The following is a 15787-nucleotide window of genomic DNA, read 5'->3' on the forward strand; positions in this document are numbered from 1 at the left end:
GACAGTATTCGATATTGTGTTTTATAGATCAAAATTGAAATCCACCAATTTTTCGGCAATTTCGTTGAACGATTCCTCGGACTGTTCGAAGTACTGCTCCCATAGCTCTTTGTTCCAGATTTCCACCCGGTTCGAAACGCCCAGAATAACACAGTCTTTGTCCAGTTTGGCATACTGCCTTAAATTGGCCGGCAGATTTACCCTTCCCTGTTTATCCCATACACATTCTGTTGCGCCTGAGAAAAAAAAGCGACTGAATGCACGGGCATCTGATTTCATCAGTGAAAGGCTTTTTAGCTTTTGTTCCATGATTGCCCATTCTTCCATGGGATAAACAAATAAACAGGAGTCTAGACCACGGGTCGTCACAAAGGAGGTTCCAAGCAATTCACGGAGTTTAGCCGGAATAATAATTCGGCCTTTGTCGTCAATGCTGTGTTGATACTCTCCCATGAACATCCTTTTTCCCACCCCTAATCCCCGAATCCCCACTTTACCCCACTTTTCACCACTTAAGCATAATAGATTCGCCATTAAAAATCAAAAACCTTTTTCTGGTGAAAGGAATTTTTTGCTAAATCAGACGGATCGTTACCCAAAAAACATTTCGCCACAGAAAAAAGCCATACAATCGGAATCTTGTCCGCTGCATGGCTTTTCAAGCATAAACGTCTTCGGTGTCCTTATAAGGACGCCGAAGCGTTTAAGCGAGAAATATAAGGATAATGTATAGCGTAAAACTTATACTCTCTTATATTTTACAAAAGTTGCTTCAGTTCAAGGTACACTTGGTTAATATACTTTATTGTTGTGCGTTCCGTAATTAATCGTTCAGATTCCAGCTGTCCAAATAATCCACTTGTGCTGGAGTCAGACTATCAATGTTAATGCCCAGACTTTGCAGCTTGTAGCGTGCTACCTGCTCATCCAGCTCATAAGGAACATTCTCAACTTTTACGCCAATGCTCTTATAATTATCATTTACATATTTCAACGACAGCGCTTGTAGCGCAAAGGTCGTATCCATAATTTCGGCAGGGTGTCCATCCGCAGCACCCAGATTTACAAGTCTGCCTTCTGCAAGCAGATATAGTTTACGTCCGTCGCGAAGCTGGTACTCTTCGATATTTTTGCGAACCGTACGCTGAGATACGGATCTTTCAGACAATTCAGGCTTATTCACTTCAACGTCGAAATGGCCTGCATTGCACATGATTGCTCCATCCTTCATCACATCATAATGTTCACCGCGAATGACATAACGATTACCAGTTACTGTAACGAAGAAATCACCAACCTTAGCAGCTTCCAGCATAGGCATAACTTCGAAACCGTCCATATGTGCTTCAACGGCTTTAATAGCATCCACTTCTGTGACAACCACTTTTGCGCCCAAACCTTTGGCACGCATAGCAACACCCTTACCGCACCAGCCGTATCCTACAACAACTACGGTTTTGCCCGCAACGATCAGGTTGGTTGTTCGAATAATTCCATCCCATGCGGATTGGCCTGTGCCATAGCGGTTATCAAACAAATATTTGCAATAAGCATCATTTACTGCGACCATTGGGAACTTCAACACACCTTGCTTTTGAAGAGCTTTTAGACGAATGATGCCGGTTGTTGTTTCTTCAGCACCCCCACGAATATTCTCCATTAGATCAGGACGCTCCGAATGCAGCAATGTAGCAAAATCCCCACCATCATCAATAATCAAATCCGGTTTGCTTTCCAGCGCCTTGATATTAAGGGCTTTGAACTCTTCAGGTGACGGGTTGTATTTAGCAAATACGGTAATTCCGTCCTCTACAAGCGCCGCACATACATCATCCTGTGTAGACAGTGGATTCGATCCAGTAATGGTTACTTCTGCACCGCCTGCTTTGACTACCTTCGCCAGATAAGCGGTTTTAGCTTCCAAATGAAGTGTAATAGATACTTTTAGTCCTTTGAATGGCTGTTCAGCTTCGAACTGCTCACGGATACGGTTCAATACCGGCATATGTTGACGAACCCAGTCGATTTTCAAATGACCTTCGGGTGCGAGTGACATATCAGCCACGATACTATTTTGTTTTGATGAACTCATAATGAAACCTCCTAAAAGTTTTATGGAGCGATACTTCTATGTTTTACTTCGCAGTAAAACTCGCTTCGTAAGCATAATCCAAGTTTTGTGAGCGTTACTTCCTTGTTTTATGGAGCAATACTTCTCTACATATAAATGATACGATGCGTCCCACTATAATCCGGTTCAATAGCCATCAGCTCATCTAACCATGGAAGTCCGTAGCGGTTCAAGTAATACATGATATTGTACACTCTTTCTTGCAGTTTACCCAGTGGCATTAACGACAGCTCGATTCGCTCCCATTGACGGATTGCAGCTTCATTCTGTTTTGCCATTGCATCTTGGGCTTTCGCTTGTAAAAAAGTGATCTGATCTAAAATCTTATCTTTATTGTTATTCCCTAGTTTTAGCAGACCTGCCTGAATGGTTCCAAGCTGCTCAATCAGTGGTTCGTACATGGCGGAGAAAGTAGCTTTAGTTTCTTCGAAACGTTGTTCAATCCCCAGCTCATCCTGTGCAGCCAACCACTCATGTCTTTTACGATCTAGTCCCTGTCTTACGTCCTCAAAGCTTAGTTGATATTTATCCATATGCTTATGAAGCGTACCTTCCACCACTGTGAAAGACATTCGCGGGATGATCAGGGGCATTTGTCCCCCAATGATCTCAAACGCACGATGCGGAATGGCCCAATAAGCAATCTCACCTTGACCTAGCACCGTTGCTAGAACCGGCAACACATAATCCTGCATAAGCGGACGTGTCAGCACGTTGTTACTGAATAGTTCCGGATGAACCTTCACTTCCTCCAGTAGTTCATCCCGGGTGAACGATACCTGGCCCTTGCGATCGGCAAAAACGCCATCTTTCTTATGAAGCAATAATCGTACACCTTCATGTATATAAAAGAGGTTGGCATTGCCTGCCGTAACGTCAGCTTGAAGCTCATACCCAGCGTTCACGATATCAGAAGCAGAATTCATGTACGCTGTTTCCAGTGCATCATTCTGCATAATTAGCGAAGTAAAGAAAGGCTCTTCTAACTTACGAAGGTTAGGATCAGCAGAATCGAGCAGGATCAGACCAAATTTACCAAATAAAGAACCCATCAGCTTGGCAAAAGCATCCGTCATACTATCTGCTCTAAACGAAGAAGATCGAATAAATTCCATAATTTGCGGTTTAAAGTCACTATCTTGAAGTAGCGCATCCAGCTGTTCCACTACTTGCTGCCAGCTTTCATCTTCTACACGAATATTACTCACCGAGGATCGTTTCTCCTCTGATTTCTCTATCTTAATCTTTGTAATCTCTTGCGTACGATTCAATACATACGTATGATTCACTTCATCCCAGTCATGATCCTCTCCTGCAATCCAGAATAATGGGACTACAGGCCGACCGAGCTGTTCTGCTGCTTCTTTTGCCGCCATAATGGTTGTCATTGCTTTATATACTACAAGTAGTGGTCCTGTAAATAATCCGCTTTGCTGTCCGCCAGTAACCACTAACGTTCCCGGCTGTTCTAAAAGTGCCAGGGAAGACATCACCGCATCATGTGAATTATGCTTTTCATTATATTGCCGTAGACATGCAGCAACTTGTGTCCGGTCTGCACGGAGACCCTCACTACGATCCAGCCATTCTGCCCGAATGCTTCTACTCTCTTTGCTTCGGAAATCCCCACCATACAAATGACTAACTTTTTCAAAATTTTCTATATAGTCGCGCGCGAGTGCAGATCCACCCGGGAGCGGTTCCTTAACAATATTCATTTGCTAGTGCCTCCAGTTCTACTGAGCAGTTATATGTAAATCCAAGTTCGTAAACTCTATATGATTGTATCCAAAGTCAGGGGCCGCGTCAAAAGAATTACATACCTGCAAAAAAGCAATGCAAGAGCAGCCGTTTTATTTTCTTATCCATTAAAATGATTATTAAATATCCCCACTACATACAAGAGGCGAGAGCATAACGCTCCCGCCTGTCTAATACTCGCTATAGATTTAAGCAAATTTTTTGCTTACCCAGTGTCCTTTGGATACTTCTACTAATTCAAAGTCACTATCATTGCTCTTTTCGTTAGCAGAATAAATAGGACTACCAAGCTCATCATGCAAGTGAATACGTTTCTTGTTCACTTCAATTTCCGGATCCGGAATTGGAATAGCTGACAAGAGAGATTTGGTATAAGGGTGGATAGGATTTGCATAAAGCTCTTCACTTTCCGCCAATTCTACCATTTTACCCAAATACATAACTGCTACGCGATCACTGATATGTTTAACCATGGACAGATCATGCGCGATGAAAAGATAAGTCAATCCCAGACGATCTTGCAATTCTTTAAGCAAGTTTACGACCTGAGCCTGAATGGATACGTCAAGCGCGGAAATCGGCTCATCACAAACGATGAACTTAGGATTTACCGCTAACGAACGGGCAATCCCAATACGTTGGCGTTGTCCACCAGAGAATTCATGCGGATAACGAGTAGCGTGATCATGGTTAAGACCAACCATATCGAGCAGCTCTTCGATCCGTTTTTTACGTTCTGCACGACTGCCAGCCATTCCGTGAATGTCCAGTGCCTCGCCGATGATATCAGAAACCGTAAAGCGCGGGTTAAGTGATGCGTACGGATCTTGGAAAATCATCTGCATGTCACGGCGCATTGCTTTCATTTTGTTAGAAGGCAATTTATAAATGTCTGTACCATTATATTTCACACTTCCGGCAGTTGGCTCATACAAGCGAAGAATTGTACGTCCAGCAGTAGTCTTACCACAACCGGATTCTCCTACCATTCCAAGCGTCTCGCCCTCACGGATGGAGAAGTTAATATTATCAACAGCCTTAAGAACCTTGCCTTGACCTACATTAAAATATTTCTTAAGACCTTCTACCTCTATTAGGTTCTTACTCAAGAGTACTGCACCTCCTTGGCCATCGAATGCAGATTCCAGCAACGCGCCATATGCGTTTCGCTGAATTCTGTGGCGCCGGGATCGATTTGTTCGCAAACATGCATTGCTTCATTGCAACGCGCGGTGAACGGACAGCCGATCGGCGGCTTGATCAGATCTGGCGGTGTGCCGATGATCGGAATGAGCGGCTCGCCCTTCTTTTGGTCCAGACGCGGCATCGAGCGCAGCAGACCTTTGGTATATGGATGCTGTGGATTCTTAAAGATTTCCCATCTTGTTCCGGTCTCCACAACTTCACCTGCATACATTACAATAACCCGATCACACATACCGGCAACGACGCCAAGATCATGGGTAATCAAAATGATGGAGGTACCTAGTTTTTGCTGCATCTCTCTCATAACTTCCATGATCTGCGCCTGAATGGTTACGTCAAGAGCCGTTGTAGGCTCGTCCGCTATGAGTAAAGCCGGACGGCAGGCTAGCGCGATTGCAATCATTACACGCTGGCGCATACCGCCTGAAAACTCGTGGGGATATTGGTTAAAGCGAGCCTCAGCATTTGTGATGCCAACTAATTTGAGCATCTCAATACCTTGCTTTTTCGCTTCGGCCGCTGACATTTTCTGATGTTTAATCAAAACTTCAGTGATCTGTTTGCCCACTTTGATGGTTGGGTTCAAAGAAGTCATCGGGTCTTGAAAAATCATGCCAATATCTTTACCGCGAATGGATTCCATTTCTTTCATGCTTTTGTCTAGCAGATTTTGTCCTTGGAAAATAATTTCTCCCTTTTTCACTTTAGAGGGTGGGGAAGGGATCAACCGCATAATCGATTGTGCAGTTACACTCTTACCGCTGCCGGACTCGCCGACGATGGCAACCGTTTCACCTTTGCCAATTTCAAAATTCATACCACGGACAGCTTGCACTTCTCCGCCTTTAACAAAAAACGAAACATGCAAATCTTTGACTTGTAAAATAGGTTCCATCCATAACCCTCCTATTTTTTCAGCTTAGGATCAAGCGCGTCACGAAGACCATCACCGAAAATGTTGAAAGAAAGCATGGTTAAACTGATCAGAATGGCAGGGAACAGGAAGCGCCATGGATAGTACAACCAACCGGTGAGTGAATCGTTAATCATAGATCCAAGTGAAGCGATAGGAGCTTGTACACCAAGACCCAAGAAGCTTAGGAAAGCCTCAGCAAAAATTGCATTTGGTACAGAAAGTGTAATCGTTACAATAATCGGACCCACTGCGTTCGGCAGAAGGTGTTTGAACAACAGTCTCGCAGAACCTGCACCCATGGAACGAGAAGCCAATACGAACTCGCGATTCTTAAGCTGCATAATTTCACCGCGTACAATCCACGACATCGTAATCCAACCCGTGATGGTTAAGGCCAGGATGATGGTACCAAGACTTGGTTCAAGCACAACCAAAAGCAAAATTACAACAAGCAGATAAGGAATGGAGTACAAAATTTCAGAGAATTTGTTCATGATATTATCTACACGGCCGCCGAAGAAGCCCATAATACCTCCATAGATAACACCGATAAACAAGTCGATGGCTGCCGCAGCTAGACCAACGATCAAGGAGATCCGTGCGCCGTACCAAGTACGAACGAAAATATCACGTCCAAGATCATCCGTTCCAAACCAGTGATCGGAGGAAGGGGGCTTATTGGTATTCATCAAGTCATTGGAGTAATAGTTATATTTCGAGAATAAGGGAGCGATAATCGCCGCAAGCACGATCAAGCCTAGAATCCCAAGCGCGGTCATCGCCATTTTGTTTTGACGCAACCGTTGCCAAGAATCTTTCCAGGCAGAGAGACTCTCCCGCTGAATTACCTCGGCTTCTTTTTCATCTACACCGACTTTTTGAAAGTCTTCCGGTTTTAGATTCATGTTCTTTAACAAGTTATTATCAGATGCCACTCTTTAGCCCTCCTTTCCTCCACTTAATTTCATACGTGGGTCAATCAATACATAAGCAATATCAGTAATGAAACGGGCCACCATGAGTAGTACACCATAGAAAATGGTTATTCCCATAATAACGGTATAGTCACGGACACCAATCGCTTCCACGAACTGTTTACCAATACCCCCAACACCAAAGATCTGCTCGATAACAACCGAACCAGTTACGATGTTAGCTGTCATAGGTCCCATGTAAGTAACAACCGGCAAGATACCATTACGAAGTACGTGACGGCTTAGAATAGCCATCCAGCTTAATCCCTTAGCCTTAGCCGTTTTGATATAATCCGCATTCAGAACTTCAAGCATACTTGAACGTGTCAAGCGCGCTATAAATGCTATTGGCTGTGCCGAGAGCGCTGCTACAGGAAGGAAATAATAGATTGGTCCTTTAAAACCTGAAACCGGTACCCAACCCAATTTGAAAGCGAACACATACTGTAATAATGACGCGACTACAAAGCTCGGAACCGCAATCCCCAGAACTGCCAACACCATCGCGGCGCTGTCAAGAAACTTTCTGTGATAGAGTGCCGCTAACATGCCGAGAAGAACCCCAACAATAACCGCCACAACAATTGCGACGAGTCCCAGCTTCAGCGACGCTGAAAAGGTTTGACCGATCAAATGTGATACATCTTGATTCAGGCGCTTCATGGATACACCCAGATCACCTTGGATAATATCACCTAAATACTTAAAATACTGATGAGAGAGCGGCTTGTCCAGACCATATTGCTCCATCAAACGCGCTTTAATTTCTGGCGGTACTTTTTTCTCAGAAGTAAACGGATCCCCTGGAATAGCTTTCATCAAGAAAAAAGTTGCTGAAATCAGTACAAATAATGAAACCAACATATAGAAGAATTTATTTGCGACATAACGAACCATCCCCATCACACCTCCTCCGACAAATTTTTTGAGAGCATTATATTGATTTTATGAAAAAAACGGATTTTTGTCCATTTTCTAAATATGTTATAAATAACAATAAATAACAAATAGACGGAAATACAAAAAAAAGGGATATATATGGAGTTCCACATATATATCCCGAAGTATTGTGTTACTTCAGTCAACTAACTATTCTGTTTAAATTACATGAGCTAAATCTTAGTGCTCAAGCAAGTATCCACGAGTCAAGTCAATTGCACCACTGAAGTCAAGAGTAACACCTTTGAGGTACTCTTTAGTCAGGGAGTTGTTAGTGTAGTAGTACAACGGAATCAAAACTTGATCTTGCTCGATGAGCAATTTCTCAGCTGCTGCAAACTTGTCTTGACGTACTTTCAAGTCAGTACTTGCTTTAGCTTCGCTGATCAATTTGTCATACTCAGGGTTAGCGTAACCAGTATCATTGTTACCGCCACCTGTTACCCACATATCAAGGAAAGTCATTGGATCATTGTAATCCGCAGTCCAACCAGCACGTGCAACTTGGTAGTTCAGGTTTTGACGGTTTTCAATAAATACAGCCCACTCTTGGTTAACGGTTTGTACGTCGATACCAAGATTGTTTTTCCACATATCAGCAATCGCCAAAGCGATTTTCTTGTGACCTTCACTTGTGTTGTAAGTCAAAGAGAATGTAGGCAGTTTATCCATACCTTCTTCTTTCAGACCTTCAGCAAGCAAAGTTTTAGCTTGTTCTAGATCTTCAGTGAAGTAGCTATCTTTAACTGCTGTACGGTATTCACCATCAGCACCAGCGATACCCGGAGGTACATAACCGAATGCTGGGAATTGTCCACCTTGTACTACATTGTCAATCAAAGCTTGACGGTTAATCGACATTGCAAGAGCTTTACGGATTTTAGCGTTTGTGAAAGGTTTTTCAGTGATATTGAATTCGTAGTAGTATACGGAAGCAATACCTTTACGGCTGAATTCTTTAGGAAGTTCTTTTTGCACGATTGGAATTTGTTCTGATGGAATTTCACCAGTTGGTCCACCGGCACGATCGTATTCACCGTTCTTGTAGCTGAGCAGTTCAGTTGCACCGCTGTTTACAAGGGAGAAGTCGATTTTGTTAAGTTTAATGGAATCTTTATCCCAGTATTTATCGTTTTTAGTTACAACAAGTGTTTGACCTGTAGTCCACTCAGTAAGAGTGAAAGCACCGTTAACGATCATAGTATCTTTGCTTGTTGCCCATTTTGGATTACTCTCAATGGATTTGTGTACAGGGTAATAAGTGTAGAAGGAAAGCAATCCAAGGAAGTAAGGAGTTGGGGCTTCAAGAGTAACTTCGAGAGTTTTCTCATCAACCGCTTTGACACCTACTTGACTGAAATCGGTAATTTCCTTGTTGTAGAACTTTTGAGCATTTTTGATGTAGTACAATTGATAAGCGTAAGGTGCAGCGGATGCAGCAGCAGGATCGAGTACGCGTTTCCAAGCGCGAACGAAGTCTTCTGTTGTTACAGGATCGCCATTACTCCATTGTGAATCACGGAGTTTGAAAGTATATACCAGACCGTCAGCGGAAACATCCCAGCTTTCAGCAACACCTGGTTCAGCTTGACCAGATTCAGCATTCATGCGAGTCAGACCTTCGTACATTGTTGTCAGGACAGTGTGAGCTTGGCTATCTTGAGCCAATCCTGGGTCAAATGTTGGAGGCTCAGAGCTTAGGTTGATTCTCAGTGTTTGGTCCGCAGCCAATTTCTCTTCTGTAGCCGCATTACCAGTTCCCGTGTTACCAGTGTTACCAGCATTACCTTTATTGCCGCTGTTCGCGTTGTTTCCGCCGCAGCCAGCAAGCACTGTGCCGATAACAAGTACTAATGCAAGCATTAGCAATAGACTTTTACTCTTCTTCATCTAGCAGTTCCCCCTAAATAGAATGTGGTATATGGTTTATGATTATACAACCAGTGGTCAAAAAAATCTAGTGGTATGTTTTCAGAAAACTCTTTTTTTATTAAAACTTTAAACTTTTGTGACGTTGCCGCTTCACCGGAGCAGTGGAACATTACATCGCTTGTGATATGTACTTAATTAGCCCTACAAACATAAATAATAAATATCCGACGCTCATAAAAAAGAAGGAAAGTCTCCAAACTGCCCGAAATAACCGCTTCCCATCTACTTTTCCTTTCAGTCGATTCTGAGCGCCGCCAATCAATCCAGTGGATATTAATACAATAAGTAGTATAAGATAAAACCCAAAACCGTTGTTAAACAAGTTGTTAAATAATGCGGAGACCGATAATAATAAAAAAAATGTAGTCACGTCCATAGCGAGCATAAAAGTTTTCTTTTTATCTTTTTTTAAGCCTCTTCCAATGAAATAAACAATTAAAAACGGTATTATTGGAATCAAGCTTAAAGTAACGACCGAATTCATCAGCAATCCCATAGCTTCACCTCTCCTCCGAGATCATACCTATATTCCCTCTACTAATTGGCAGATCAAGCGATGTAAAGGAACCAATGTTCCAGTGCGTTCTGCCATTTCTACAAGACTTCCATTGATCCAATGAATTTCTGTGCTTCTTGAAGCTAGAACATCTGCCAGCATGGACGAAGTATTGCCAGCCGTTGTCCTGCACACTTTAAGGATGTTATCCCACGCATCATGATCATAAATAATTCCGCAGGCATCATATACCATAGTAGCTTCTCTAAAAAGTTCTCTCATTAACTGCAGGCGCTCTTCTGAAGCAAGCAGTTCACCATTTGGAATACGCCAAATCGCTGTGAGCGGATTAATAACGGCATTGATTAGGAGCTTCCGGTAAATCATGGTATCCACTTCATTCGACAAAAAGGCTGAGAATCCTGCCATAATGAGAACTTCTATTAAATAATTCACTTGTAAATCAGTATGTATACTATGGGCTTGTCCATTCTTTAAGCTCCATTTCCCTATCCATACCTCCCCCGCACCTGCATGAATGACCTCAGTTAAAGACTTTCGCTTCGCAGCTTCTGTTGTTACGGCAGCATATAAATTAGCTTTCGGCAGCAAGTTACTGAGCATCTCCATATGTCCAATGCCATTTTGAACACAAATGATGTGTACCTGTTGTTCCCTAAGAGGGGATAGAAATTCAGGTAAAACATTATGTAGTATGTCCTGTTTAACCGTTACTATGATCCAATCACTGGGCTCACGGAGATAGGCATCTGCAAATCCCTCTATTGGTGCGGACACAAATCGATCCCCCGAAATCGAAATTGGATCGCGCCCATCCTCATAGCTCACAGTTAAGCCCTCATCTTTTAATTTCCGGCACTGCTCTACCCCTCGACACCACAATCTCACTTCATTCCCGGACTGGGCCAGCCTCCCTGCCAAAAGCAGCCCAAGTGAACCCGCACCGATTATATCGATTTTCATCTGATCCTCCTGTTGATCTCAAGCGCAATTTTTCTAAGTATAGCCTTAATATACCAAGAAGAACCGCCGTTGTCGTCCTCCATAAATGACAATACAAAACCAAAACGCCCGCAAATGGCGCTAATAAAGCGAACCACTTACGGGTGTTTTAGTTTGCCTATCTTTTATTCAATACGTTCTAAATTTCCGTTCCCATCCATTTTGAAACGAGTCTTCATTTCTTCTTCTTCTTCGTTTAAGAAAGCTAGCCTACGCGCACGATCCATAATCTGAATTAAAGCTTTGTAATCATCATTGACTACCCGGTAGTCACTTTGAGCAAGATTAACCTCTTTTGACAACCGCTCATTCTCAGATCTTAATTCTGTTAATTCATCTTCCTTCTCGCGCAAATCTCTCTCCAGCATTTTCAGCTGGCGTCCTGCCTCCTGGATCGTACCTTTCCATTGTCTCAGGAAACGTATAACCGCATCAATGGATAATGTGTTTTCACTTAATCCTTCGCCTCGTCCGAATTCCTCATCGGTATCCCCGAGAATAAGACCCGCTACCTGCGCTCCTCTTACCGACGGTTGCTTTTTCAGGTAACTTCTCTTTTGACGTTGGCCTTTAGCGATTCCAATTGCACCTTCATAGCTTTTTCGAACACAGCTGTTCCAGCGGAATCCGCAAGCAGCCGACGTTCTGCCGATTTTCTCACCCACTTCTTCAAAAGCAGCAAGTTGTGTACTGCCCTCCCGAATGTGGCGCAAGGTTACTTCTGCCAGTATTAGATCATCTTCTGCACTCCAAGCATCCTGTCTAACGGCTGTCATCCAACCAAACCTCCTAACAACATCTTGAAATAACCATCTCCATAACCGACAGCTCTGCCGGGTAGTGAATAGGGATAAAAGCTGCTTACTCCATTTCTATGCTTCTCATAGAGTTCATAGAATCTATTTGATACTAAATTGTATTTCCATTATCTGCTCACATCATACGCTTTAAGTAATAAATTCTCTTTTTTCAAGCACTAATCACTTCAGTCAATTATAAAAATCACATTTTTTCAAGATTAGTGTATTTTTTTCAATGAATTCGTTTACACATTTTTACTGAACGGGTATAATAAGTCGAAGGAATATTCGTGAGATACATACTGGAAGGGGGACTCTCTCTTGGACCGCATGTTTCGGGTATTAGGTTTTTTTACATTGGCTATTGGATTGATGGCTTTCGCCGGAGGTCTGACAGAAATGGCCTTGCTTTTCTTTTTGCAAACCGCTTTTTTCGTAATTCTCGGTTATTTGAAGTTTACTGAAAAAACTTATGTCCTACTTTTCTGGGCATACATGATTTTGACTTTCACCGGTTTCAGCTATTGGACGATCTTTCAAATGGGTCTTCCACTATAAATTGCAGTGCTCTCTTGAAGCGGATGAGGTCCTTATCTAATAAGGATCACTTCCGTTTTTTTGTTTATCAGTTAATATATTATATATGAGGTCCCCCATATACCTGTGTACGCATTGAAGGATAGCCTCACTTTGTGGGGATTTTTTGTATGTATGCTATTTTAGAAGGGTTAAACATATTATTAGTACATACATATATCCATTCAAGAAGAACCGGTTTTGCCGTCTTTTACGGACAGTTTCCGTTTCTACGAGAAATAGAAGGATGATTTATGGAGTGAAACAGATAATTTCTTATCTTAAATTCAAAAAAAAGGTGGTGGTGTGGTGCGCTCCCGCAATGCCCAAAGCCGCATGATGGCAACCATACTAATTCTCTTCTGCTGTACATTATTTCCGTTACAATCTACGATGTACCTGTCTGCCGATCCTAGCGGTTCTTTTTTCAATTCCTCTATACCAGATAATGAAGAAACGCGTAAACTTCTGGAGCAGACTTTATCTTCCGCAGAAATCGAACGGGAGATCATCAAGATTACAGCCGAACAAAAAGCGCTTGAAGAAAAGGTAGATTACCTAGAAGAGCAAGCTATCCAGAAAAAATCTGCCATCGCAAACCAACAAGAGCGTGCAGGTGCGGTCCTTCGTTCTTATTATATGGGGGATAGAGACGGTCTCTTGGCCGCATTTCTATCCGCGAAGAGCATTAGCAGATTTCTGGCACTATTTGATTATTATGAAATTATTATCGGAAATGACCGCAACATTCTCACACAATACGAGGACCAATATAAGGATCTAAAGAAGACCCTCCAGACTGCACAGCGCAGCTCGAAGGATCTTGCACAGCTGCGAACCGCTCTGGAGGAACAGAAAATTCGGGTAGCCGCGCTCAATAAAGAAATTGAAGGCGGGATTAAAGACAGTAGTGATCCTGATAATATGAGCGCTCTACTTCAAGAATTCACATTATATTGGGAGAATATTGGTTTGCGCGAGGTAAAGACCTACTTCAAAGCATTGTCTTCCGCAATGAATAAATTACCGCAGTTTGTCCAGAATCGAGAGGGAGTTCTTACTCGTAAGGGGATGACTTATGTTCTGAATCTGAAGGAAGAGGATTTAAACGAATTCCTTCAGTCCCAGAATAAGCTATTTAACGATTTCGCATTTCATTTTAATGACGGAACGATTACTGCCACAGGAAAAAGTGGTGCTTTAGCCCTTTCATTAACCGGTCACTACATCATACAGGAAGAACCCATCAATGGACTTATATTCCAAGTAGATCATGTTGTATTTAATGGTCTCGAATTACCTGACACCACTAGAAGAACACTTGAGGAGGAATTTGATTTAGGCTTTTACCCTGGAAAAATCGTTTCTTTCCTCCGCGCCACAGAAGTAGATAGTAAAGAAGGCGTCCTCCAAGTTAAACTTTCTATCTCATTCTAAGCCTTCCTTGATGAAATCTTTGTACCCAGCCGCATCCATTTTTCCTGTAAGCAGTAAGGATACTGCTTCAACAATCTTACTCCAGCCGCCTTGGAATTCGACCTCCGGGGCGGTTTCTTCTGTCAGTAATAATTCGACTCCAAAAGGAAGCCTATATTTGAAATCATGTTCTGAACGATATAGGACATCCAGCGCAGGCAAGCTTCCCGTGTTCTCCAGCCAATCCATTTGAGAATCCTCAGAAGTGATAAACGTCAGCCAATTCACGGCTTCCTTTGGATTTGGGGATTGAGCTGGAAGTGCAAAGGAACGGCTGTAATAAGATTCAAGTCCTCTCCCGTTACTTGCGGTCAGTGGTGCTTCAGCAACTAAAGACGAATTCCCATGTTTTTTCCACTCAGATAGCGGTAGAGCTGCAACAGCAACGCTTCCGCTCTGAATCATATCCCAAACATCTTTGTTATATCGACTGGTAAGGTAAAAATAACTGCGAACATTCTGAGTCCAATTTATCACTTCTTGGTTATCCGATAGCAAGCTGCTGTTCATACTCTCCATAACAGCGGACAATCCATATGGATTACGTGTATCCATTGCGAGCAAATATTTTCCTTGCTCTTTAAGCACATTCTGAAGCAATGTGTTCCACTGTTCCAGACTTCTTGGTAAGGTAGTGAATCCCAGTTCCGCAAGACGCTGTGGTGAATAAACAAGTACATAAGGGTCAATATCCAGCGGTACTCCCCAATTATATCCGTTCCATTGCATCCATGGGATTAACTGAGTTAACGGTGCAGTTCCCGGAATGCTCTGATACACATCCACCGGCAATAAATATCCACGTGTTGCCCAGTCGAGAATACTTCGTCCATCCGCCATAACGATATCCGGGCTATCCCCGATGGTTAGATCATGCTTCAAAACTTCGTCTGCATCCTCGCTATCAATATTTCTTAATATTACCTTTACTCCACTTTCTAAAGTATAACGATTGCTTAAAAGCTCCAGTTCATTGAATTCCTCACTATTTAACGATACTGTTATGCGCAGGCTATCTATAGTTCCCTCTTCCCCTGAAGAGGGGTTTGTCGACTGACTTTGTGGTTTTTTCATAGGATGTGGGTCGTTATTGGTATTCAATTCCATACTGGGTGACAAGCTTGTCAGCGATAGTAGTAAAATTGCAAAAAGCAGCCAATAATTTTTGCGTTTCAGCACAATTCCCCACCTTCCCCATGATTCGTCACCCCTATTTTACCAAACCCTCCGCTGCTTGTCTTTAGAATGTGAAAACGTTCTCTTTCTATTATATAGGGGGAAACGACGAAGACAATTAAAAGACTGGGTGATCTTAGCGCTAAGGGCGCTCCGTGTGCGGATTATTCTTCCGATCGCTGTTGTCTCCAGATTTATGGATTATATTCCTAAACGGAATAAATCCGGAGACAAAGGCGAGCGCTAACGCTTCTACAGAACAATTCCTCCCCCTCCGCTGACCGCGCTCAATCTAATGCACCACAACCTTTTATTCCCTCCGCCGTTTTTGGGCGGGCAGGAAAAAGCCGGGAGTTTATGCTTCTCCCGGCTGAAAAGAGG

General features: G+C 42.8%; 14 protein-coding genes. 2 read left to right on the forward strand and 12 right to left on the reverse strand.

Annotated features, from left to right (window positions below):
• Positions 1-21 precede the first annotated feature (21 nt).
• The 11 genes from mraZ to MKX41_RS17475 form a co-directional block, all read right to left on the reverse strand.
• Complete coding sequence (gene mraZ, locus MKX41_RS17425) at positions 22-459, reverse strand: division/cell wall cluster transcriptional repressor MraZ (protein ID WP_036683674.1); 438 nt, start codon at positions 457-459, stop codon at positions 22-24.
• Between the two features lie 364 nt (positions 460-823).
• Positions 824-2095, reverse strand: a complete 1272-nt coding sequence (locus MKX41_RS17430) for an adenosylhomocysteinase (protein ID WP_188114736.1) — start codon at positions 2093-2095, stop codon at positions 824-826.
• A gap of 122 nt (positions 2096-2217) precedes the next feature.
• Positions 2218-3849 carry a bacillithiol biosynthesis cysteine-adding enzyme BshC gene (bshC, locus tag MKX41_RS17435; protein ID WP_339266557.1) on the reverse strand — a complete coding sequence of 544 codons (1632 nt, stop codon included), beginning with the start codon at positions 3847-3849 and terminating at the stop codon, positions 2218-2220.
• A 231-nt stretch (positions 3850-4080) separates the two neighbouring features.
• Complete coding sequence (locus tag MKX41_RS17440) at positions 4081-5001, reverse strand: ABC transporter ATP-binding protein (protein ID WP_042190873.1); 921 nt, start codon at positions 4999-5001, stop codon at positions 4081-4083.
• Complete coding sequence (locus tag MKX41_RS17445; protein WP_042190876.1) at positions 4998-5993, reverse strand: ABC transporter ATP-binding protein; 996 nt, start codon at positions 5991-5993, stop codon at positions 4998-5000. Before MKX41_RS17445 ends, MKX41_RS17440 begins: the two co-directional genes overlap by 4 nt.
• A gap of 11 nt (positions 5994-6004) precedes the next feature.
• On the reverse strand, positions 6005-6919 hold the full coding sequence (locus tag MKX41_RS17450) for an ABC transporter permease (protein ID WP_042194363.1): 915 nt from the start codon (positions 6917-6919) through the stop codon (positions 6005-6007).
• A 33-nt stretch (positions 6920-6952) separates the two neighbouring features.
• Positions 6953-7885, reverse strand: a complete 933-nt coding sequence (locus MKX41_RS17455) for an ABC transporter permease (protein WP_042190878.1) — start codon at positions 7883-7885, stop codon at positions 6953-6955.
• Between the two features lie 222 nt (positions 7886-8107).
• Positions 8108-9817, reverse strand: coding sequence for a peptide ABC transporter substrate-binding protein (locus MKX41_RS17460; protein ID WP_042190881.1), 1710 nt, complete (start codon positions 9815-9817; stop codon positions 8108-8110).
• A gap of 151 nt (positions 9818-9968) precedes the next feature.
• A complete protein-coding gene (locus MKX41_RS17465; RefSeq protein ID WP_076284770.1) occupies positions 9969-10355 on the reverse strand; it encodes a DUF3397 domain-containing protein in 387 nt (128 codons plus the stop codon).
• Positions 10356-10382: 27 nt separating this feature from the next.
• Entirely contained in the window at positions 10383-11339 is a 957-nt protein-coding gene (locus MKX41_RS17470; protein ID WP_340972193.1) for a ketopantoate reductase family protein, read from the reverse strand.
• Positions 11340-11503: 164 nt separating this feature from the next.
• The gene (locus MKX41_RS17475; protein WP_042130271.1) at positions 11504-12154 is read right to left on the reverse strand and encodes an RsfA family transcriptional regulator; all 651 of its coding nucleotides are present in this window, start codon (positions 12152-12154) and stop codon (positions 11504-11506) included.
• Between the two features lie 345 nt (positions 12155-12499).
• Here MKX41_RS17475 and MKX41_RS17480 point away from each other — a divergent pair, with 345 nt between their 5' ends.
• Together MKX41_RS17480 and MKX41_RS17485 are read left to right on the forward strand one after the other, a co-directional pair.
• Positions 12500-12736, forward strand: a complete 237-nt coding sequence (locus MKX41_RS17480; RefSeq protein ID WP_042130273.1) for a DUF2626 family protein — start codon at positions 12500-12502, stop codon at positions 12734-12736.
• A gap of 327 nt (positions 12737-13063) precedes the next feature.
• On the forward strand, positions 13064-14191 hold the full coding sequence (locus MKX41_RS17485) for a coiled-coil domain-containing protein (protein WP_262495767.1): 1128 nt from the start codon (positions 13064-13066) through the stop codon (positions 14189-14191).
• Here MKX41_RS17485 and MKX41_RS17490 read toward each other — a convergent pair.
• A complete protein-coding gene (locus MKX41_RS17490) occupies positions 14183-15409 on the reverse strand; it encodes an extracellular solute-binding protein (protein ID WP_340972200.1) in 1227 nt (408 codons plus the stop codon). The genes MKX41_RS17485 and MKX41_RS17490 overlap by 9 nt on opposite strands.
• Between the last annotated feature and the right edge of the window lie 378 nt (positions 15410-15787).

The sequence above is a fragment of the Paenibacillus sp. FSL R5-0475 genome (assembly GCF_038004585.1).
Taxonomy (GTDB): Bacteria; Bacillota; Bacilli; order Paenibacillales; family Paenibacillaceae; genus Paenibacillus_AQ.

What these genes read in the sequence shown, in the direction of transcription:
- MKX41_RS17450 (WP_042194363.1), bottom strand. Translation starts at nt 6,919, where the DNA reads ATGAATCTAAAACCGGAAGACTTTCAAAAAGTCGGTGTAGATGAAAAA.
- MKX41_RS17455 (WP_042190878.1), bottom strand. Translation starts at nt 7,885, where the DNA reads ATGGTTCGTTATGTCGCAAATAAATTCTTCTATATGTTGGTTTCATTA.
- MKX41_RS17465 (WP_076284770.1), bottom strand. Translation starts at nt 10,355, where the DNA reads ATGGGATTGCTGATGAATTCGGTCGTTACTTTAAGCTTGATTCCAATA.
- bshC (WP_339266557.1), bottom strand. Translation starts at nt 3,849, where the DNA reads ATGAATATTGTTAAGGAACCGCTCCCGGGTGGATCTGCACTCGCGCGC.
- MKX41_RS17460 (WP_042190881.1), bottom strand. Translation starts at nt 9,817, where the DNA reads ATGAAGAAGAGTAAAAGTCTATTGCTAATGCTTGCATTAGTACTTGTT.
- MKX41_RS17470 (WP_340972193.1), bottom strand. Translation starts at nt 11,339, where the DNA reads ATGAAAATCGATATAATCGGTGCGGGTTCACTTGGGCTGCTTTTGGCA.
- MKX41_RS17445 (WP_042190876.1), bottom strand. Translation starts at nt 5,993, where the DNA reads ATGGAACCTATTTTACAAGTCAAAGATTTGCATGTTTCGTTTTTTGTT.
- mraZ (WP_036683674.1), bottom strand. Translation starts at nt 459, where the DNA reads ATGTTCATGGGAGAGTATCAACACAGCATTGACGACAAAGGCCGAATT.
- MKX41_RS17475 (WP_042130271.1), bottom strand. Translation starts at nt 12,154, where the DNA reads ATGACAGCCGTTAGACAGGATGCTTGGAGTGCAGAAGATGATCTAATA.